12 protein-coding genes and 3 pseudogenes are annotated in these 15605 nt (G+C 61.9%); 9 read left to right on the forward strand and 6 right to left on the reverse strand.

Annotated features, from left to right (window positions below):
- Window positions 1–88: 88 nt before the first annotated feature.
- Together M2281_RS25890 and M2281_RS25895 are read left to right on the forward strand one after the other, a co-directional pair.
- Window positions 89–1660, forward strand: coding sequence for a Re/Si-specific NAD(P)(+) transhydrogenase subunit alpha (locus M2281_RS25890; protein ID WP_280824093.1), 1572 nt, complete (start codon window positions 89–91; stop codon window positions 1658–1660).
- Between the two features lie 9 nt (window positions 1661–1669).
- Window positions 1670–3121 (forward strand): NAD(P)(+) transhydrogenase (Re/Si-specific) subunit beta, encoded by a 1452-nt coding sequence (locus M2281_RS25895; RefSeq protein ID WP_280824094.1) that lies wholly within the window; start codon window positions 1670–1672, stop codon window positions 3119–3121.
- A gap of 647 nt (window positions 3122–3768) precedes the next feature.
- Here M2281_RS25895 and M2281_RS25900 read toward each other — a convergent pair.
- A pseudogene (locus M2281_RS25900) lies at window positions 3769–3983 on the reverse strand (AraC family transcriptional regulator); the annotation flags it as partial.
- A gap of 523 nt (window positions 3984–4506) precedes the next feature.
- Here M2281_RS25900 and M2281_RS29160 point away from each other — a divergent pair.
- Window positions 4507–4791 (forward strand): annotated as a pseudogene (locus tag M2281_RS29160) (plasmid stabilization protein).
- 21 nt (window positions 4792–4812) lie between these two features.
- Window positions 4813–5055 carry a hypothetical protein gene (locus M2281_RS25905; protein ID WP_280824095.1) on the forward strand — a complete coding sequence of 81 codons (243 nt, stop codon included), beginning with the start codon at window positions 4813–4815 and terminating at the stop codon, window positions 5053–5055.
- Between the two features lie 405 nt (window positions 5056–5460).
- Here M2281_RS25905 and M2281_RS25910 read toward each other — a convergent pair whose 3' ends face one another.
- Window positions 5461–6387, reverse strand: a complete 927-nt coding sequence (locus tag M2281_RS25910; protein ID WP_280824096.1) for a LysR substrate-binding domain-containing protein — start codon at window positions 6385–6387, stop codon at window positions 5461–5463.
- 80 nt (window positions 6388–6467) lie between these two features.
- On the opposite strand from M2281_RS25910, the gene M2281_RS25915 reads away from it, so the two are divergent.
- From M2281_RS25915 to M2281_RS25930, 4 genes are read left to right on the forward strand one after another with little or no spacing between them, the layout of a single operon-like run.
- Complete coding sequence (locus M2281_RS25915) at window positions 6468–7439, forward strand: extracellular solute-binding protein (RefSeq protein WP_280824097.1); 972 nt, start codon at window positions 6468–6470, stop codon at window positions 7437–7439.
- On the forward strand, window positions 7439–8548 hold the full coding sequence (locus M2281_RS25920; RefSeq protein ID WP_280824098.1) for an ABC transporter ATP-binding protein: 1110 nt from the start codon (window positions 7439–7441) through the stop codon (window positions 8546–8548). The genes M2281_RS25915 and M2281_RS25920 overlap by 1 nt, the downstream gene beginning before the upstream one ends.
- Window positions 8545–10680: an ABC transporter permease gene (locus M2281_RS25925; protein ID WP_280824099.1), complete on the forward strand. Its 2136-nt coding sequence runs from the start codon at window positions 8545–8547 to the stop codon at window positions 10678–10680. The genes M2281_RS25920 and M2281_RS25925 overlap by 4 nt, the downstream gene beginning before the upstream one ends.
- Window positions 10665–11978, forward strand: coding sequence for an aminotransferase class III-fold pyridoxal phosphate-dependent enzyme (locus tag M2281_RS25930; protein ID WP_280824100.1), 1314 nt, complete (start codon window positions 10665–10667; stop codon window positions 11976–11978). The genes M2281_RS25925 and M2281_RS25930 overlap by 16 nt, the downstream gene beginning before the upstream one ends.
- A gap of 652 nt (window positions 11979–12630) precedes the next feature.
- Here M2281_RS25930 and M2281_RS25935 read toward each other — a convergent pair.
- On the reverse strand, window positions 12631–12762 hold the full coding sequence (locus M2281_RS25935; RefSeq protein WP_280824101.1) for a hypothetical protein: 132 nt from the start codon (window positions 12760–12762) through the stop codon (window positions 12631–12633).
- A 215-nt stretch (window positions 12763–12977) separates the two neighbouring features.
- Here M2281_RS25935 and M2281_RS25940 point away from each other — a divergent pair, with 215 nt between their 5' ends.
- On the forward strand, window positions 12978–13448 hold the full coding sequence (locus tag M2281_RS25940; RefSeq protein WP_280824102.1) for an FUSC family protein: 471 nt from the start codon (window positions 12978–12980) through the stop codon (window positions 13446–13448).
- A 296-nt stretch (window positions 13449–13744) separates the two neighbouring features.
- On the opposite strand, the gene M2281_RS25945 is transcribed toward M2281_RS25940, so the two are convergent.
- From M2281_RS25945 to M2281_RS25955, 3 genes and pseudogenes are all read right to left on the reverse strand, one after another.
- The gene (locus tag M2281_RS25945; protein ID WP_280824103.1) at window positions 13745–13972 is read right to left on the reverse strand and encodes a hypothetical protein; all 228 of its coding nucleotides are present in this window, start codon (window positions 13970–13972) and stop codon (window positions 13745–13747) included.
- Between the two features lie 45 nt (window positions 13973–14017).
- A pseudogene (locus tag M2281_RS25950) lies at window positions 14018–14284 on the reverse strand (SRPBCC family protein); the annotation flags it as partial.
- 137 nt (window positions 14285–14421) lie between these two features.
- Window positions 14422–15585: a M20 aminoacylase family protein gene (locus M2281_RS25955; RefSeq protein WP_280824104.1), complete on the reverse strand. Its 1164-nt coding sequence runs from the start codon at window positions 15583–15585 to the stop codon at window positions 14422–14424.
- Between the last annotated feature and the right edge of the window lie 20 nt (window positions 15586–15605).

Consider the following 15605-nt stretch of genomic DNA (forward strand, 5'->3'; position numbering starts at 1 on the left):
CACGCCTTTGTTCATTTCCAACCGTTTTCCCGCTCCCACATCGAGCCGCTGCTGTGCTCCCGAAGAGCGCTAGGAGGAAGTAGTCTAAGTGAAGATTGGTGCGTTAAAAGAAATATCCGCAGGGGAAACGAGGGTCGCGGTGACACCATCTTCGGCCCTGCATCTCGCCAAGCTCGGCCATGAGGTCTTCGTTGAGGCCGGCGCAGGCATCGCCGCGGGTTTCAGCGACGCCGACTACGAGAAGGCGGGCGTCATGGTGGCACGGTCCGCCGCCGATCTCGTCAAGGCTGTCGATACGGTGGTGAAGGTACGCCAGCCAGACGAAGTCGAACTAAGGCGCATGAAAAACGGGCAAACGCTGCTCTCCTTCTTCTATCCCGGACAAAACGAGGCGCTGCTGAAGCTCGCCGGAGAGCTGGGCGTGACCGCAATCGCCATGGACATGGTGCCGCGCATCAGCCGCGCGCAGAAGATGGATGCGTTGTCCTCGATGGCCAACATCGCCGGCTACCGAGCGGTCATCGAGGCGGCCAACAATTTTGGGCGCTTCTTCACCGGCCAGGTAACGGCCGCCGGCAAGGTGCCGCCGGCCAAGGTGCTGGTCATCGGCGCCGGCGTCGCGGGCCTGGCCGCGATTGGCGCCGCGCGCAGTCTCGGCGCCATCGTCCGCGCCTTCGACGTGCGGCCGGAAGTGGCCGAGCAGATTGAATCGATGGGCGGCGAATTCCTGTTCCTCGACTTCTCCGACCAGCAGGACGGCGCTTCGACGGGCGGCTATGCGGCGCCGTCATCTCCCGCATTTCGCGCCAAGCAGCTCGAACTGTTCCGCTCCCAGGCACCTGAGGTCGACGTGGTCATCACAACGGCGCTGATCCCGGGCCGCGACGCTCCTAAGCTCTGGACCGCCGACATGGTGGCCGCCATGAAGACCGGCTCGGTCGTCGTGGATCTGGCTGCCGAGCGCGGCGGCAATTGCGATCTGACGGTTCCGAACGAAAAGATCGTCACCGACAACGGGGTCACCGTCGTCGGATACACGGATTTCCCGAGCCGAATGGGCGCACAGGCCTCGGAGCTCTACGCCAACAACATCCGGCATTTCATTGCCGACCTCACGCCCGGCAAGGACGGCATCGTCAACCACAATATGGAAGATGACGTGATCCGCGGCGCGACGGTCACGCATAATGGGGCGATCACCTTCCCGCCGCCGTCGCCAAAGGTCGCCGCCATCGCCGCACAAAAGCCGAAGGCAAAAACCAAGGAGACCACAGCTGAGGAGCGCCGGGCCAGGGAGCTCGCAGATTTTAAGGCGCAAACCCGTTCGCAGTTCAGCCTGCTCGGCATTGGCGCGGTGTTGATGCTGATCGTCGGCCTTTATGCCCCACCGAGCTTCCTGAGTCACTTTATCGTCTTCGTGCTCGCCTGCTTCGTCGGTTTCCAGGTGATCTGGAACGTCAGACATTCGCTGCACACGCCCCTGATGGCCGTCACCAACGCGATTTCCGGCATCATCATCCTGGGCGCGCTCCTGCAGATCGGGCTCGGCTCTCGGACGGTCGTCGTCCTCTCCGCCATCTCGGTACTGATCGCCACGATCAACATTGTCGGCGGCTTCCTTGTCACCCGGCGAATGCTCGCCATGTTCCAGAAGTCGTAAGGGGCCAACATGGAATACGGGCTCACATCCGCAATCTATGTCGTCGCCGCGATCTTGTTCATCCTGTCGCTCGGCGGCCTGTCGGGACAGGAAAGCGCCAAGCGCGCCGTCTGGTATGGCATCATCGGCATGGCGCTCGCCGTGTTCGCCACCCTCTATGGGGCCGGCGCAGGCAATTGGTATTTAACAGTGGCGATGATCGCCGTCGGTGCGCTCGCTGGCTGGTTTGCCGCCAACCGCGTGCAGATGACCGAGATGCCGCAACTCGTAGCCGCCTTGCATTCCTGCGTCGGCCTCGCCGCGGTCTTCATTGGCATTAACGCGGAACTCACATTGGTGGATGTCATCGCCATCCGCGGTTCCGGTGCCGCGGAGAACTTCACTGGCTTCGCCGCCGTCCTCGCGCACAAGACGTCCGCCGAGATTGCCATGCTGAAGGTCGAGGTCTTCCTGGGGATCTTCATCGGCGCCGTCACCTTCACCGGCTCGATCGTTGCCTTCGGCAAGTTGGCCGGCAAAATTGACGGCAAGTCGAAGAAGTATCCGGGTGGCCACGCCCTCAATGCGGGTGCGGCGCTGATCTGCCTCGCTCTCGGCGTCGCCTACTGCACGGGAGCCGGAATCACGGCCCCCAGCGTCACGGCGCTGATCTTGATCGCCGTCTTTGCCGGTTTCATCGGTTGGCACCTGATCATGGGGATCGGTGGTGCCGATATGCCGGTGGTGGTGTCGATGCTCAACAGCTATTCGGGCTGGGCGGCAGCGGCTATCGGCTTCACGCTGGGCAACGACCTCCTGATCGTCACCGGCGCACTGGTCGGCTCGTCCGGTGCGATCCTCAGCTACATCATGTGCAAGGCGATGAACCGCTCCTTCGTCTCGGTGATCCTCGGCGGCTTCGGCGGCCCGCAGCAATCGACGACTCAGATCGAGGGCGAGCAGGTCGCCATAGACACCGACGGCGTGGCAGCGACCCTTAATGAGGCCGAGAGCGTCATCATCGTGCCGGGCTACGGCATGGCGGTCAGCCAGGCGCAGCAGTCGGTCAGCGAACTGACCCGCAAACTGCGCGCCGCGGGCAAGGAGGTGCGCTTCGCCATCCACCCGGTCGCCGGCCGCTTGCCGGGCCACATGAATGTGCTCCTGGCCGAGGCGAAAGTACCCTACGACATCGTGTTGGAAATGGACGAGATCAACGATGACTTCCCCAGCACCGACGTCGTCATCGTGATCGGTTCCAACGACATCGTGAACCCGGCGGCCCAGGAAGATGCCGCAAGCCCGATCGCTGGCATGCCGGTGCTGGAAGTGTGGAAAGCCAAGACCGTGTTCGTTTCCAAACGCGGCCAGGGAACCGGCTATTCCGGCATCGAGAACTCGCTGTTCTTCAAGGACAACACCCGCATGCTTTACGGCGATGCCAAGAAGTCCATTGACCAGCTTGTTCCCATGGTGGGGTGACCAACCGATTAGGTGCAGGGCAGTCTCGCCCTTAACGGTTGCTGAGGATGGCGGTGGTAAAGCTGACCCAGGCCTGTATAAAAAAGTGCCAGAGTTGACCATCTCATACGAAGACGCGGCTGAAGTGATCCTCGACAATCTTTCCAAAGGCGGTCGGTTCTCGCGCCGACGCGTCGGGGTCGCGCTTCCGCCCGGTCGGCGCAACTATAAGGATGACGTGCCACGCTAAAAGGCCAGGGAGAATCCTACGCGGCGCGAAGCTGTAAGGGTGGGCCCTTCCTAGATCGTGCCGTAGCCCTTGGGGGCCTCGATGTCACCGATGAAGTCGAGCCGCAACGCCGATCCGGCCCGCATGATTTATCAATGTCCTATCCTTTCGGTGATTGAAGGTTGGGGAACCGGGGGTTAGATTAAGATCAGACCGTGGGCGAGACCGCGGCCGTCGTCGGTGACCTTAATGGATCTTGCTGGGTCTCGTGACGGTCTTTGTCATCTGGGCGCTGCTGTCCTTGGGTGGGCACCGCATGTCAGCGGTCACGAAATCGGGTGAGGTCCCGGAAAGAATGGAGTGACACCGTCGCTAGGCGTGATTCCTGCCGCCATAAAAGAGTCGGGGGATTTTGCGCCTTAGATTCCTACGGCATTTGAGCGGCCCGGCACGAAGCGCCCTTCGTACGGGCAAGCGGGACATAGGGTTGCACGGACAACCCGAAGGTCGACGTAAACTGCCGGTGGAAATGAAACTTCGAGAAGGCTGCAACACCGCTCACCGTTTCGAGGTCCAGATCATTGTCAAGATGCCGGTCAATATAGTCCAGGACCCGCCGCATCCGGGCCGATAGTTTTGAAGCGCCGCCTTCAGTGTCCCTCCGCCGCGGCCACACCGGTTAGGCGCACGCAGACATGACGCGCTCGGCCGATCTTCGGGTTTTGTCACGGGTTGCAGAACATCGCCAAGGACCGTCTACGGGCACGCGAGTCTACGTCCTAGTTGCCGGCCGTGCCAGCCGGGCTCGACAGGACGGTGAGAAGGGAGTCTCTTTCCCGGTTCCTCTTCCTGGCCAAATTGTGGCGCAGCGCCGTGTGCCATCGTAGCCACTCAAGGAACCCCGTTCACGATCGCTGCGTTGTTCCCTCTGCCCACGGCTCACTTGGGTGGAGCAAGCAGTCATGTGGTTCGGCGCCTTACTGGTCCTTTGCGGCGTTGTGGTGCTGGCGTGGTCGATGATCAACCGAGGCCGACTAAGCGAAAGTCACACCGATCCAGTAGCGGGCCAGACGTTAGAGCCTTCGCACCGAAGCATACGTTGCCCAGGCCGCGCTCAAAACTGGATTGGCGTTCTCCTAATCCTAATCGGAGCTATTATGCTCCTTGCAGGAGCGTTCTGACTACCAAGGAGCGCAAGGCAGACCATATCGCAGAGAGCTACGAAAAGCGCGGCGTCTCCGAGAAGGAAGCCGAGCGCCGGGCCTGGGCCACAGTCAACAAGGACGACGCCGGCGGCAAGAAGCCAGGCGGTTCGGGCTGTGGCAAACTCACTAGCAATCCCGCAGCGCATAAGGGCGGTGAGGCGGTGGACGCGCCTCTGCTTCAAGATCAGCCGCCGAGCGCTGCCAAGAAGGCGGCAGCGACGCTTAAGCGGAATGCCGAACACCGCGCTCACCATTGATGGGCCCCCGGAGCATTTGTCATGACCAGGAAGCCTGAGTACCACACCGGGGCGCGCAAACCGCAGCCCGTTACCGGCCCCGATCCGAACGACGATTTTTCTGATAAAGCCGCCGAAAACCGCAAGCCACCGTTAGGCATGGGGCTGGCGGAGAAGGTGGACGCGGGCCAGAAGCGAGCGGCTCAGGAATATCGGAAGCGGGCACAAAAGCCGTCTCGCGACACCAGGGAAGCGCATGCACCCATTCCAGGCGGCAAGCGATGACGTTCGCCAGCGGTCCGCCTAATGCACGTCCGCAATGTCACTCATGTCCCCTTTGCCGCATGCGAAACACAATAGCGGACCACCAACTATCGACGTTCGAGCCTTGTCCGGTCCGGGGCCGGAAGCCGTCAGTTCGCTTTTGGAACATATTTGGCTGAAGCGGACATTCGGCAAACGGCTCCATGCGGATGTGCCTTTAGCCTTCGCCAATAGAACGAATGACCGGATTTCCGCCGACCGCAATGAGTCTATGCGGGCACCAGTATAGGGTGGCAGCTACAGTTCGGTGTGACGGCTCGCGCAGCGCCGGGAGGCAAATCGCGCTAGCGCCGCGGTGCGGACATTTCTGAAGATGACTCAATCTGAAGCGTGAGGCATTCAACGCGCGCGCAAACCGGGTGAAGACTAGAACATCGTCCCACGCCGGAAGAGGTTTGACGTGCCTGCGTCCTTGAACACATCGAGTGCCATTGCAGCAAAGACGGCCACGGCACCCAACCCGCGAGCTTCCCGCCGTGCGACCAGATACTCGCCTGCCGCAATCCGAACATCGGAGATGGGGATCGCACGCAGCCGCGGATCGCGTCCCAATTCCTGATCGAGCACGATACCAATGCCGACCCTTGCTGCGACGGCCTCCTTCACGGCCTCTCTGCTGCCGAGAACCAGATGTGGTGAGATTTCAATGGAGTGGCTCGCCAGAGCCGTCTCGAACAGTTGCCGTGTCATTGAGCCGGCCTCGCGTGTCACAAGGCGCTGGCTGACAAGCTCGTGAGCCTTGATGTGACTGCGGTCCCACCAGGGGTGCCCCTCGTGCACAAGGATTTGCACCTGCTGACAGACCAGGAGATCGCAGGCGAAATCCGGGTGCGACGTCGGCATGGTCACGATGGCGACGTCGACCCTGTTCTGCGCAACGAGGTCTAGCAGGCTGCTGGAGTTTTCCAGCCGCACGTCCAGCCGAACGCCCGGATGTGCGGTGGTAAACCGTTCCAGAATGGGCATGGCCACATAGGGTGCACATAGGCCGATTGCCAGGTGCCCGACGGCCAAGCTGCGCGCCCCGTCCACCCGTGCCGCGATGTCATCGAGCATGAGGATGACCTGCCTGACCCTTGGCAGCAGGTCCAGGGCGTCGGGTGTCAGTTCCACCCCGGCGGCTGTGCGAACGAAAAGCCTGGTCCCGACTGCGTCCTCCAAAGATTTCACATGCTGGGTGATAGCCGGCTGGCTCACCCCCAACGCCTGGGCGGCGGCAGAGAAGGTGCGATGGCTGGCAACGGAGTGGAAGGCGCGAAGCTGAGCGAGGTTCATGACGATCTTCGGCTGCAAAATAAGTTCACATTCATACGGGCGTCACACGATTTAGCGAAACTTATAGCATAGAAGTTCTCGCAGGCTCGGAGTTTTTCATGTCTACCCATTCGTTTTCTAACGTCGCGCGGATCGCCGTTCTGGCTGCCACGGCGGTTACATTGGCAAGCGGCACATCACTTGCCGGGGAGGTCGTTCTCTACAACGCCTCGGATAGCGTAAACAGCGCGCTGGTCAGCGCTTTCAAGGAAAAGCATCCGGACATCGAAGTGAAGTTCGTGTCGGGTTCCACCGGCCCCATCGCCGAGCGCGCCATTGCCGAGAAGGGCAAGCCGCAGGCGGACGTGGTCTATCTCGTCAACAACTTCGCACTCGAACAGCTCAAGCAAGCCGGTGTATTCGAGCCTTATGAGCCCAAGGGCTCCAAGATTGCCGCGGAGTTCCGCGATCCTGATGGCTTCTACAACAAGTATTTCGCCACCACCATGTGCATGGTCGTCAACAAGGAACGGCTGGAACAGAAGGGGCTGCCCATGCCCATGACATGGGAAGACCTGATCAAGCCGGCCTACAGCAAGGAGATCGCCCTGCCGTCGCCGCTCAAGTCCGGAACGGGTGGGGCAATTCTGTCGACCTTCGTCGACGCCTTCGGCTGGCCGTTCGTCGAGAACCTCAACGAGAATGTCTATCAGTATTCGGATGGCGGCTCGGGCGGTGCGGCCATGGCGGGCGCTGGCGAAGTTTCGATCGGCCTGACCTTCGACACGACCTGCTTCCAGACCAAGTCCTCCGGCAAGCCCGTGGATATCGTCTACGGCCGCATCACGCCCAACGTGATGGAAGGCGGCGGGCTGGTCGCGGGCGGCCCCAACCCGACCGAGGCCAAAATTTTCCTCGACTTCATGGCCAGCAATGACGCGGCCGAGGTCCTGGGCAAGGTCGTCGGCGCTACTGCCGCCCCCGGCTATGGCCTCGTCGACCTCAAGGAGATCACCCTCTGGGAAATGCGCCGCCCGGTTGACATGTCGGCCTTCAAGCGCGATTTCGCCACCCGCATCCTGAAGCAGTAATGGCGGACACGGCCCTTCGCCTTGCACCGTCGCGGCCGGCTCCTATCGAGAGCCGGCCGCATCTGGCGGTTCGCAACGTCGTTAAGGCCTATGGCAAGGGCCGTGCGGTCGACGACGTGACGCTTGAACTCGCCAAGGGCGAGTTCGTGACCCTGCTGGGCGATTCCGGTTGCGGCAAGACCACGCTGCTCAGGATCATCGCCGGCTTCGCCCAGCCGGACGGCGGGCGCGTAACGAGGGAGGAGCAGGATGTCACCGACATGCCGCCCGCTCGCCGCCGCATGGGCTTCGTGTTCCAGTCCTATGCGCTGTTCCCGACGAAAACGGTCGCCGATAACATCGGCTTCGCGCTCACCATAGGCTCTCGGGACCGGAAGGAACGGGAGCGGCGTGTGGCCGAGCTTGCGCAACTCGCCGAAATTGACGGGTTGCTCGATCGATACCCGCATGAACTCTCGGGCGGCCAGCAACAGCGCGTGGCGCTGGCCCGCGCATTGGCTTGCGATCCGGAAGTGCTCCTGCTCGACGAGCCGATGTCGGCACTGGATGCGCGCATCCGCGTAAAGCTTCGCAACGAGCTGCGCGCAATCGTCGACAGGCTCGGCATCACCACCCTCTACGTGACGCACGACCAGGAGGAAGCCCTGGCGATGTCGGACCGGGTGGCCGTGATGCGCAACGGGCGTATCGAACAGATCGGAACCCCGGCGGAGATCTACCACCGCCCGCAATCCAGATTCGTGGCCCAGTTCATCGGGAGCTCCAATCTCGTCGAAGGGCGCGTGGTTGCAGGCGGCCTGGATTCGTCGGGCGATTTCTGGCCGCTGGTCCTGCGGCCTCACCTGTCGCCCGGTGAGACCATCACCGTGCTCTACCGACCCGAGCACATTGGGGTTGTGCAGAGCGGCGGTGGCGTTGCCGGCCGCATCGAGACGACCACTTTCCTCGGTCCCGTCGTCCGCCTCAGCGTGAAGCTTGAGTCTGGGCGCATCGTAATCGTGGACAGGCCCTCGCATGAGGCCAGCCATCTTTGGGCGCGGGGCATGATGGTTTCGCTCAAGCCCGACGCGCAGCGCGCGGTGATCATCCCTGGCGAGAACCAGCCATGATGCGCTTGATGCGCCAGTTGCCGCGCGCGGTCGTTACCGGAATCGTGGCGTTTCTCCTGGCGGTCTTCATCGCCGTTCCGATCGGCATGGTCCTTCTGGAAAGCTTCGTCATCTCCGGGTCGATGCCGCCGGCGCGCCTGAAGGCGGTGACGATGGAAGCAATCGCCGAATTGCCCTCAAGCGAGAGGGACAGCACGGTCCAACGATGGGTCGATACTGCGACCGAGGCCGAGCGCGTCGAGGCGACGGCCGCTGCATTCAATCTCGCCGAGGTCCCGATCGAATGGGATCGCAGCGCCGCCTACTCAGAGCAGGCCAAGGCGATGAAGGCCGCTACGGCGGGCCTTCCGGCCGAGCTACGGGCAACCATCGAGGACAATTACGCGATCGCCCATGTGATGCTTCACAAGCGCACCGCGCTGGCGTTCAAGGCCAAGGATCAACTCGGCCAGCAGGCCTTCGACACCTTGCGCAACGGTACTAACGACCGTTGGGGCCTCGACCACTATCTCAAGCCGTTCCAGGATTCGTATCTGCGGAACGCAGCCATCAACAGCCTTACGCTCGCGGGCTTTTCGGTCGTCTTCACGGTGTCGCTGGCCTTTGCACTTGCCTACGGCATCAATTGCGGCGGCGTGCCGTGGCCGTCGGCAATGCGGGTAGCGTTCCTGATGCCGCTGGTCGCACCGCCGGTCCTGATCGCCACCGCCACCGTCATGCTCTTCGGTCGGCGCGGGCTGGTAACGCACACTTTCCTCGACCAGGGCCTCGGGCTCATCAACGCTGACGAGACCAATCTCTATGGCTTCTTCGGGGTCGTTCTGGCGCAGGTGCTGTCCTTCGTTCCCGCTACGCTGATCATTTTCGACAACGTCATGCGCCGGCAGGACGGCCGTATCGACGAGGCCGCCGCCGGCCTCGGCGCCGATCATTTCACGACCTTTCGCCACGTCACGCTGCCGATGGCCCTGCCGGCCTTCAAGCGCGCCGTCGTCCTTGTCTTCATCATGAGCCTGACGGATTTCGGCAATCCGCTGATCCTGGGCCGGGACACGCCAGTGCTCGCCGGTGTCGTCTACGACGAGATCACCGCTTATCGGAACACGCCGCTCGCGGCCGCCCTGTGTGTCTGGCTCATCATTCCCTCCTTCCTGCTCTATCTTGGGCTCGAGGTGTTTGGCCGCCGCAAGGGCTATTCCAGCACCAGCGCCAGCAGCCGCTCGGAACTTTCCATGCCGCGGACCTGGCGCATCGCGCTGACGTCGATCGCCGGGACAGTCGTTGCCCTGATATTCGCGATCTACGGCACCATGGCGCTCGGTGCGGTAACCCGCGTGTGGGGCGTCGACTGGAGCCTCACGCTGGGCTACTTCTCCGACAGCGGCGTGGATGTCGGGCTCGCCGGCACCGGCTATGGCAGCTCGGATCGTGGGCTGGACAACGTCTGGGACAGCCTTCGCCTCGCAGCCATCGCCGGGCCACTTGGTGGGCTGTTCGCCGTGGTGATCGCCTATGTCGTGGAGCGTCTGCGGCCGCCGGGCGCCAATCTCATCGTCTTTCTGGCGCTGGTGCCCGCGATCCTGCCCGGCATCATCTTCGGCATCGGCTACATCGTCGCCTTCAACCTTCCATTCGGCATTGATAGCCTGTCGCTCACCGGCACGTCGGCCATTCTCGTGCTCAACATCCTGTTCGCGAATGTGTTCGTCGGCGTGCTCGCCGCGCGCGCGGCGCTGCAGCGCATGGACCGGTCCGTCGACGAAGCGGCCGAAAGCCTGGGTGCGGGCCTGGTGTCGCGCTTCGTCCGCGTAACGCTGCCGATGCTGCTTCCGGCTCTCCTGCTCGGCATGCTCTATGTCTTCATCGACTCGCTGACCACCTTGTCCTCGGTGATCTTCCTGGTTTCGGGCAATCACAAGCTGGCATCGGTTGCGATCTTCAACCATGCCAACTCGGGCGAATATGGTTACGCCGCTGCCAAGAGCCTCCTGCTGCTAGTTTTCGCGGTCGCGGCCATGGGTCTCGCCTGGCTGATCGAGAAACGCAAAAGCCTCGTCAGCCGTCGCCCTTCCCTTCGGCGCTGGTCGCCGCTTCCTCGTCTCTCCACGAACAATCGGTGGGCAAAACCGTGACAGACAACCTCGTCGACCGCGACGCCGCTGCCTTCTTTCATCAGGAAGGTTCGAGCCCATGCATCGCCGCGCTGCGCGCCGCGGAAGGCATATGGCTCGAGGACATGGACGGGCGGCGCTTCATCGACCTGCACGGCAATACGGCCCACCACATCGGTCATCGGCATCCTGAAGTGGTGGCGGCCTTGAAGCGGCAACTGGAGACTCTCCCGTTCTCGCCGCGCCGCTTCACCAACGAGTCTGCCGTCGCGCTTGCCGAAAAGCTTCTCGCTCGCTGGCCGGGGGCGCCGGCTAAAGTGCTCTTTGCCACCGGAGGATCCGACGCGATCGAGATCGCCCTGAAGCTCGCGCGCGTAGCCACTGGCCGCCATGATACGATTTCGCTGGAAGGCTGCTATCACGGCCACGGCTTCGGCGCGTTCGGTCTTTCGGAGGCCCACCCCGACACTCGTCTGGGACCGCTGCTGCCAGGGCGCTGGCACGCGACGCCGTATTGGGCGCTGGACCGCGGACCCGAGCGCATGCTTGAGGACATGCGCCGTGCATTCGCGCAGTCCGAAGGAGGCATCGCGGCAGTCATCGCCGAGCCGATCCGTTCGAACTGCCATTTGCCACCGGCGGGGCTTTGGCAGGAAGTGCGCCGCCTGTGCGACCAGCACGGCGCGCTCTTGATCTTCGACGAGATTCCGTCGGGCCTCGGCAAGACCGGGCGTTTCTTCGCCTTCGCGCACGTCGGTGCGTTGCCTGATGCGGTGGTCTTGGGCAAGAGCCTTGGAGGCGGCATCCTCCCGATCGCGGCCGTCATCGCCGACGCGCGCCTCAATGTGGCGCCCGAACTCGACCTCGGCCACTACACCCACGAGAAAAATCCGCTCACCGCGCTGGCGGCCTTGATGACCATCGAAATCATCGAGCGCGACGGGCTTGTGGAGCGCGCCGCCGAACTTGAGACCCGGATCACTGAGCGCATCGCCGAGCTCGCGCGGCGAACTCCGTCGATAATCGGCGTGCGGGGGCGTGGCTTGCTGCTTGCGGTCGAATTCGATCCAACCGTTTGCAGAATGACGGCGGGGCCAGAGTTCGCCGCTCGCCTCGTCAGCGCCTGCATGGCCGAGGGCTTGTCGACGACCGCGAAGGGGGGCACCAGCATCGGCTTTTCCCTGCCAATGACGATTACCGACGCCGAGCTCGGCCTTGTAATCGACAAGCTCGAACGGGCTGCAGTTGTGGTTCACTCCACATCGCCGGCTCCACTCCGGAATCTTCCGTCGGCTTGGCCTGAAAACTATATTGAGTGAGCCTGCCGAAGCTCGACCCCCGATAGTACGCCTCGCATTTTTTACCGGGCACTCGGCGAAACGAGGGCCCGCTGCCATCGGTTATTCGCTAGGGCGCAATCCAGACATCTGATGGCTCTAAGCCTATCTTGATACTACGGCACGGCGGCAAACTCGCAATTGCGAGAGAGACCCTCGTGACCGCCCCAGCTTCGATTGGCTTTCTTGGACTCGGCCATATGAACGCGTCAACTCTCGCCAAAGGAGGTGATGACGGGCTCGCCCCAAACCTCCTACAGGCTGAGGCGTCTGCCTGGCATAGGGGCTAGAATAGAGGGGCAACACGACAAACGACGAAACAGTCGATTGCTTCGCCGATGTTATCGAGGCCAGCATTTGCGATGTGTCGGATTTATCGCCAGCGCCTGCAGGAGTTCGGGCGAAAGGAAGCCTCGGCTCTGCTGGTTTGGCAGCGGAGCGATCGCCCTTGGCAGCTTCCATTTGCGGCAGCGGTGGCCAGCGGCGCGCCGGTAGCAGCGGGCGCATATCTGGGTCTTCCCTCGGCCGGGGCGCTGGGTGCCGTGGCCGGCCTTTCCTTCCTATACCTGCCTGCAACTGGCCTTTATCATCGCATTCCGGTCATCATGGCGTGCGCGTTCGGCATGGTTTCAAGCTATGCGCTCGGACTGGCCAGCCAGGTTGTCCCCGGCGCGGCAGTGCTGGTGATCGCCTGCCTCGCCGCTGCTACGTTGTTGTTCTGCAAAGCGCAGGCCGTGGTTCCGCCTGGACCGATATTCATGGTCATGGCGGCCTCCATCGCCGCCTTCTCGCCCCCGCAGGAAGCCGCGGCGGCTCAGAATCTCGGCTACTTCGTCCTTGGCTGCATCTGGGCATGCGCGGTTGCCGTGGCTTACAGCGCCTACATTCTTCGGCATCGCGCTCCAGCCCTCCTGCACTCTCCTTCGCCGGCCGATCTGGAGGTCGCGCTCGTCGACTCCATCCTGACAGGCCTTGTCGTGTGTGTCGCTCGCCCTGGCCGGGATGCTTGGCCTCGAGAAAGCCTATTGGGTACCCGTGAGTTGCCTGGCCGTGATGCAGGGCGTGACACTCCAGGCATCCTGGAGCCGCAATGTTCACCGCATCGTCGGAACCGTGCTCGGCATGGGTCTTACCTGGCTGCTCTTGCCATTCCTCACAAACAGTTGGGCCATTGCCCTTGCAGTCACGCTGCTGACGCTCCTGATCGAGACTGCAGTCGTCCGGCACTATGCCTTTGCCGCCATCTTCATCACGCCCTTGACCATCCTCCTGGCGGAGAGCAGCAGTCCGGGTCCAGTAAGCTCCGCCATGCTCATGCAAACACGGCTGATCGACACCGTTGTGGGCGCTCTCATCGGGCTCGTCGGCGCGGTTTGTCTGCACAATCGAAAAGTGCGCCGGATCGCTGAGAGGGGCCTGGCTACGATCAAACCGCGCAGATCACGACGGTAGCGCCGATGGCAACCGCTGCTGGCGGCACTCCAACGGAATGAAACCGGCTCAGCTATCGAAAAGCCGAACAATCGTCGTCAGAAGCAGTTCCTAGCGCACTGTTCCCGCCAGTTGATGTCGGTTTTCGCGCAGTGACAAAGTCTACCTCTACGGCCGACATGCGGCGCGTTGCTACTGGCAGGCTTGGGGCCGGAAGCTGTCGGTCCGCTATTGGAGATTTAGCCAGTAAGCAGGCCTTCCACTCCGCTCTCATTCGGCCGCGGTCCAAGGCGGCCGAATCCTTTTGTTCCTTGTGTTCACCCCTGCCCGGTGCTGCGTCGCACGCTGCGCCGTCCGGCGGCATAGGGAAGCGCGAACATGTACAGGCCGCTGAACAGGAGCAAGAACAGCGGCGGCAGCGGCGAGTAGGTCACCCAAGCGGGAGGCTCACCAAATGCCCGTACGAGGAAATTGGCGCTAACGGTCGCCGTAAAAGCAATCGACAGCCAGCGGTGGCTTTGCCGAATCCACGCATTCCAACCCAATAGAACCTCCTTTTCCGATGAAACTCGCGATCGGCCTGACGAATTTCAGTCGATCCGTGCCACTGTCTGCTCCAGATTTTCAAGGAACCGCGGCCACCCGGCCTTCGCGCCGTAATAGGCCTGCTGCTGATCCGGCCGGAAACCCGTCTGCTCCATACGCAACTGGGTCCCGATGTCCGAAGGCGTGAGAGTCCAGGTGACGATACTGTCGAGACCTGCGGCGCTCCATGTGTAGGACAAGGTCTTGCCTGGCTCGATTTGCAGCACCTCGCAGCTAACGGAGCCCCAGTCGGCGCTGAGATCAAAGCGGTGGCAGATATAGACAACGACTGCGACGGTGCATCCGGCATTTCAACGATTGGGACACGACCGGCAGCAAGGAAATCATGGGAGGGCAGATCGGGAGCACTCCCTTTGATGGCCTCACCGTAGATTTGACAGAGGGGCCTTCAGATCTGCAATCGCTTTTCCACGATCCGCGCCATGATGCTGGCACCAACCGGCAAAATCGCGTCGTCAAACACATAACCGGGATTATGCACGGGTATGGTTCCGCCATGGCCGAGCGTGCAATAGGCTCCCGGGATAGCTTTCAGCATGTCCGCGAAATCTTCGCTTCCGGTCACAAGATCATCGGAAACACGGATGTTGTCGGCGCCAACAATCTCCGCTGCGGCCGCAAGATATGCATTGGACAGATCAGCGTCATTTACCAGCACGTCAAAAACGTTTCGTATATCCACATCGATATCGACGTTATGCATATTGGCCAGTCCAGCGCAGATGTCTTTAATTCTACATTCTATCAGCTCGCGGACTTCTTCGTTGAAGTATCTGACTGTACCTGCGATCGTTGCGGTATCGGGCAAGACATTATAAGCATTGCCTGCGTTGAACCTCGTCACCGATAATACCGCGGACTTGGTCGGTGGAATGTTCCTGCTGACGATGGAATGCAATCCACCCACCAGTGCCGATGCGATCATGATTGAATCGCGCCCCTCCTCAGGCATCGCGGCGTGACTACCCACCCCCCTCACCACGATGTCGAAAAAACAGGCGCCGGCCATCGCCACGCCCGGCTTGATCTTGACAAGCCCAGGTATGCCGTTCGGATTGTTGTGCATTCCGAACACTTCGTCACAGGGAAATCGATTGAACAGACCATCCCCCATCATCCTCCGCGCCCCGCCCAACCCCTCCTCGGCAGGTTGGAAGATCAGCACCGCAGTACCTGCGAAATTGCGTGTCTCGGCCAAATATCGGGCTGCGCCCAAGAGCATGGTGGTGTGGGCGTCGTGGCCGCAAGCATGCATGACCCCTTCGGTTCGCGAAGCGAATGGAAGGTTAGTAGCCTCCTGAATGGGCAGTGCGTCCATATCCGCCCGCAGTCCAACTCGCCGAGGCCCCTTGCCCTTGCCGCGGATGACGCCCACTACACCAGTTGCTCCCATCCCGGTATGAACCTGGTCGACCCCGTATCGGGTCAGTAAGTCCTGAACGACCGCAGAGGTGCGGTATTCTTGGAACCCGAGTTCTGGGTGTGCGTGAAGATCGCGCCGTATCGCTGTAAGCTCATCGATGCGCTCCGCTATTTGCGGCAGTACTGGCATAGGAATTTCCTCGGTTTAGA

It is taken from the genome of Pseudaminobacter soli (ex Li et al. 2025), assembly GCF_029892515.1.
In the GTDB taxonomy this organism is placed as follows: Bacteria; Pseudomonadota; Alphaproteobacteria; order Rhizobiales; family Rhizobiaceae; genus Pseudaminobacter; species Pseudaminobacter soli_A.

Excerpts from the sequence above, each read along its gene's own strand:
- M2281_RS25925 (WP_280824099.1), top strand. The coding sequence starts at position 8,545 with ATGATGCGCTTGATGCGCCAGTTGCCGCGCGCGGTCGTTACCGGAATC.
- M2281_RS25955 (WP_280824104.1), bottom strand. The coding sequence starts at position 15,585 with ATGCCAGTACTGCCGCAAATAGCGGAGCGCATCGATGAGCTTACAGCG.
- M2281_RS25905 (WP_280824095.1), top strand. The coding sequence starts at position 4,813 with ATGACCAGGAAGCCTGAGTACCACACCGGGGCGCGCAAACCGCAGCCC.
- M2281_RS25895 (WP_280824094.1), top strand. The coding sequence starts at position 1,670 with ATGGAATACGGGCTCACATCCGCAATCTATGTCGTCGCCGCGATCTTG.
- M2281_RS25915 (WP_280824097.1), top strand. The coding sequence starts at position 6,468 with ATGTCTACCCATTCGTTTTCTAACGTCGCGCGGATCGCCGTTCTGGCT.
- M2281_RS25935 (WP_280824101.1), bottom strand. The coding sequence starts at position 12,762 with ATGACCATGAATATCGGTCCAGGCGGAACCACGGCCTGCGCTTTGCAG.
- M2281_RS25920 (WP_280824098.1), top strand. The coding sequence starts at position 7,439 with ATGGCGGACACGGCCCTTCGCCTTGCACCGTCGCGGCCGGCTCCTATC.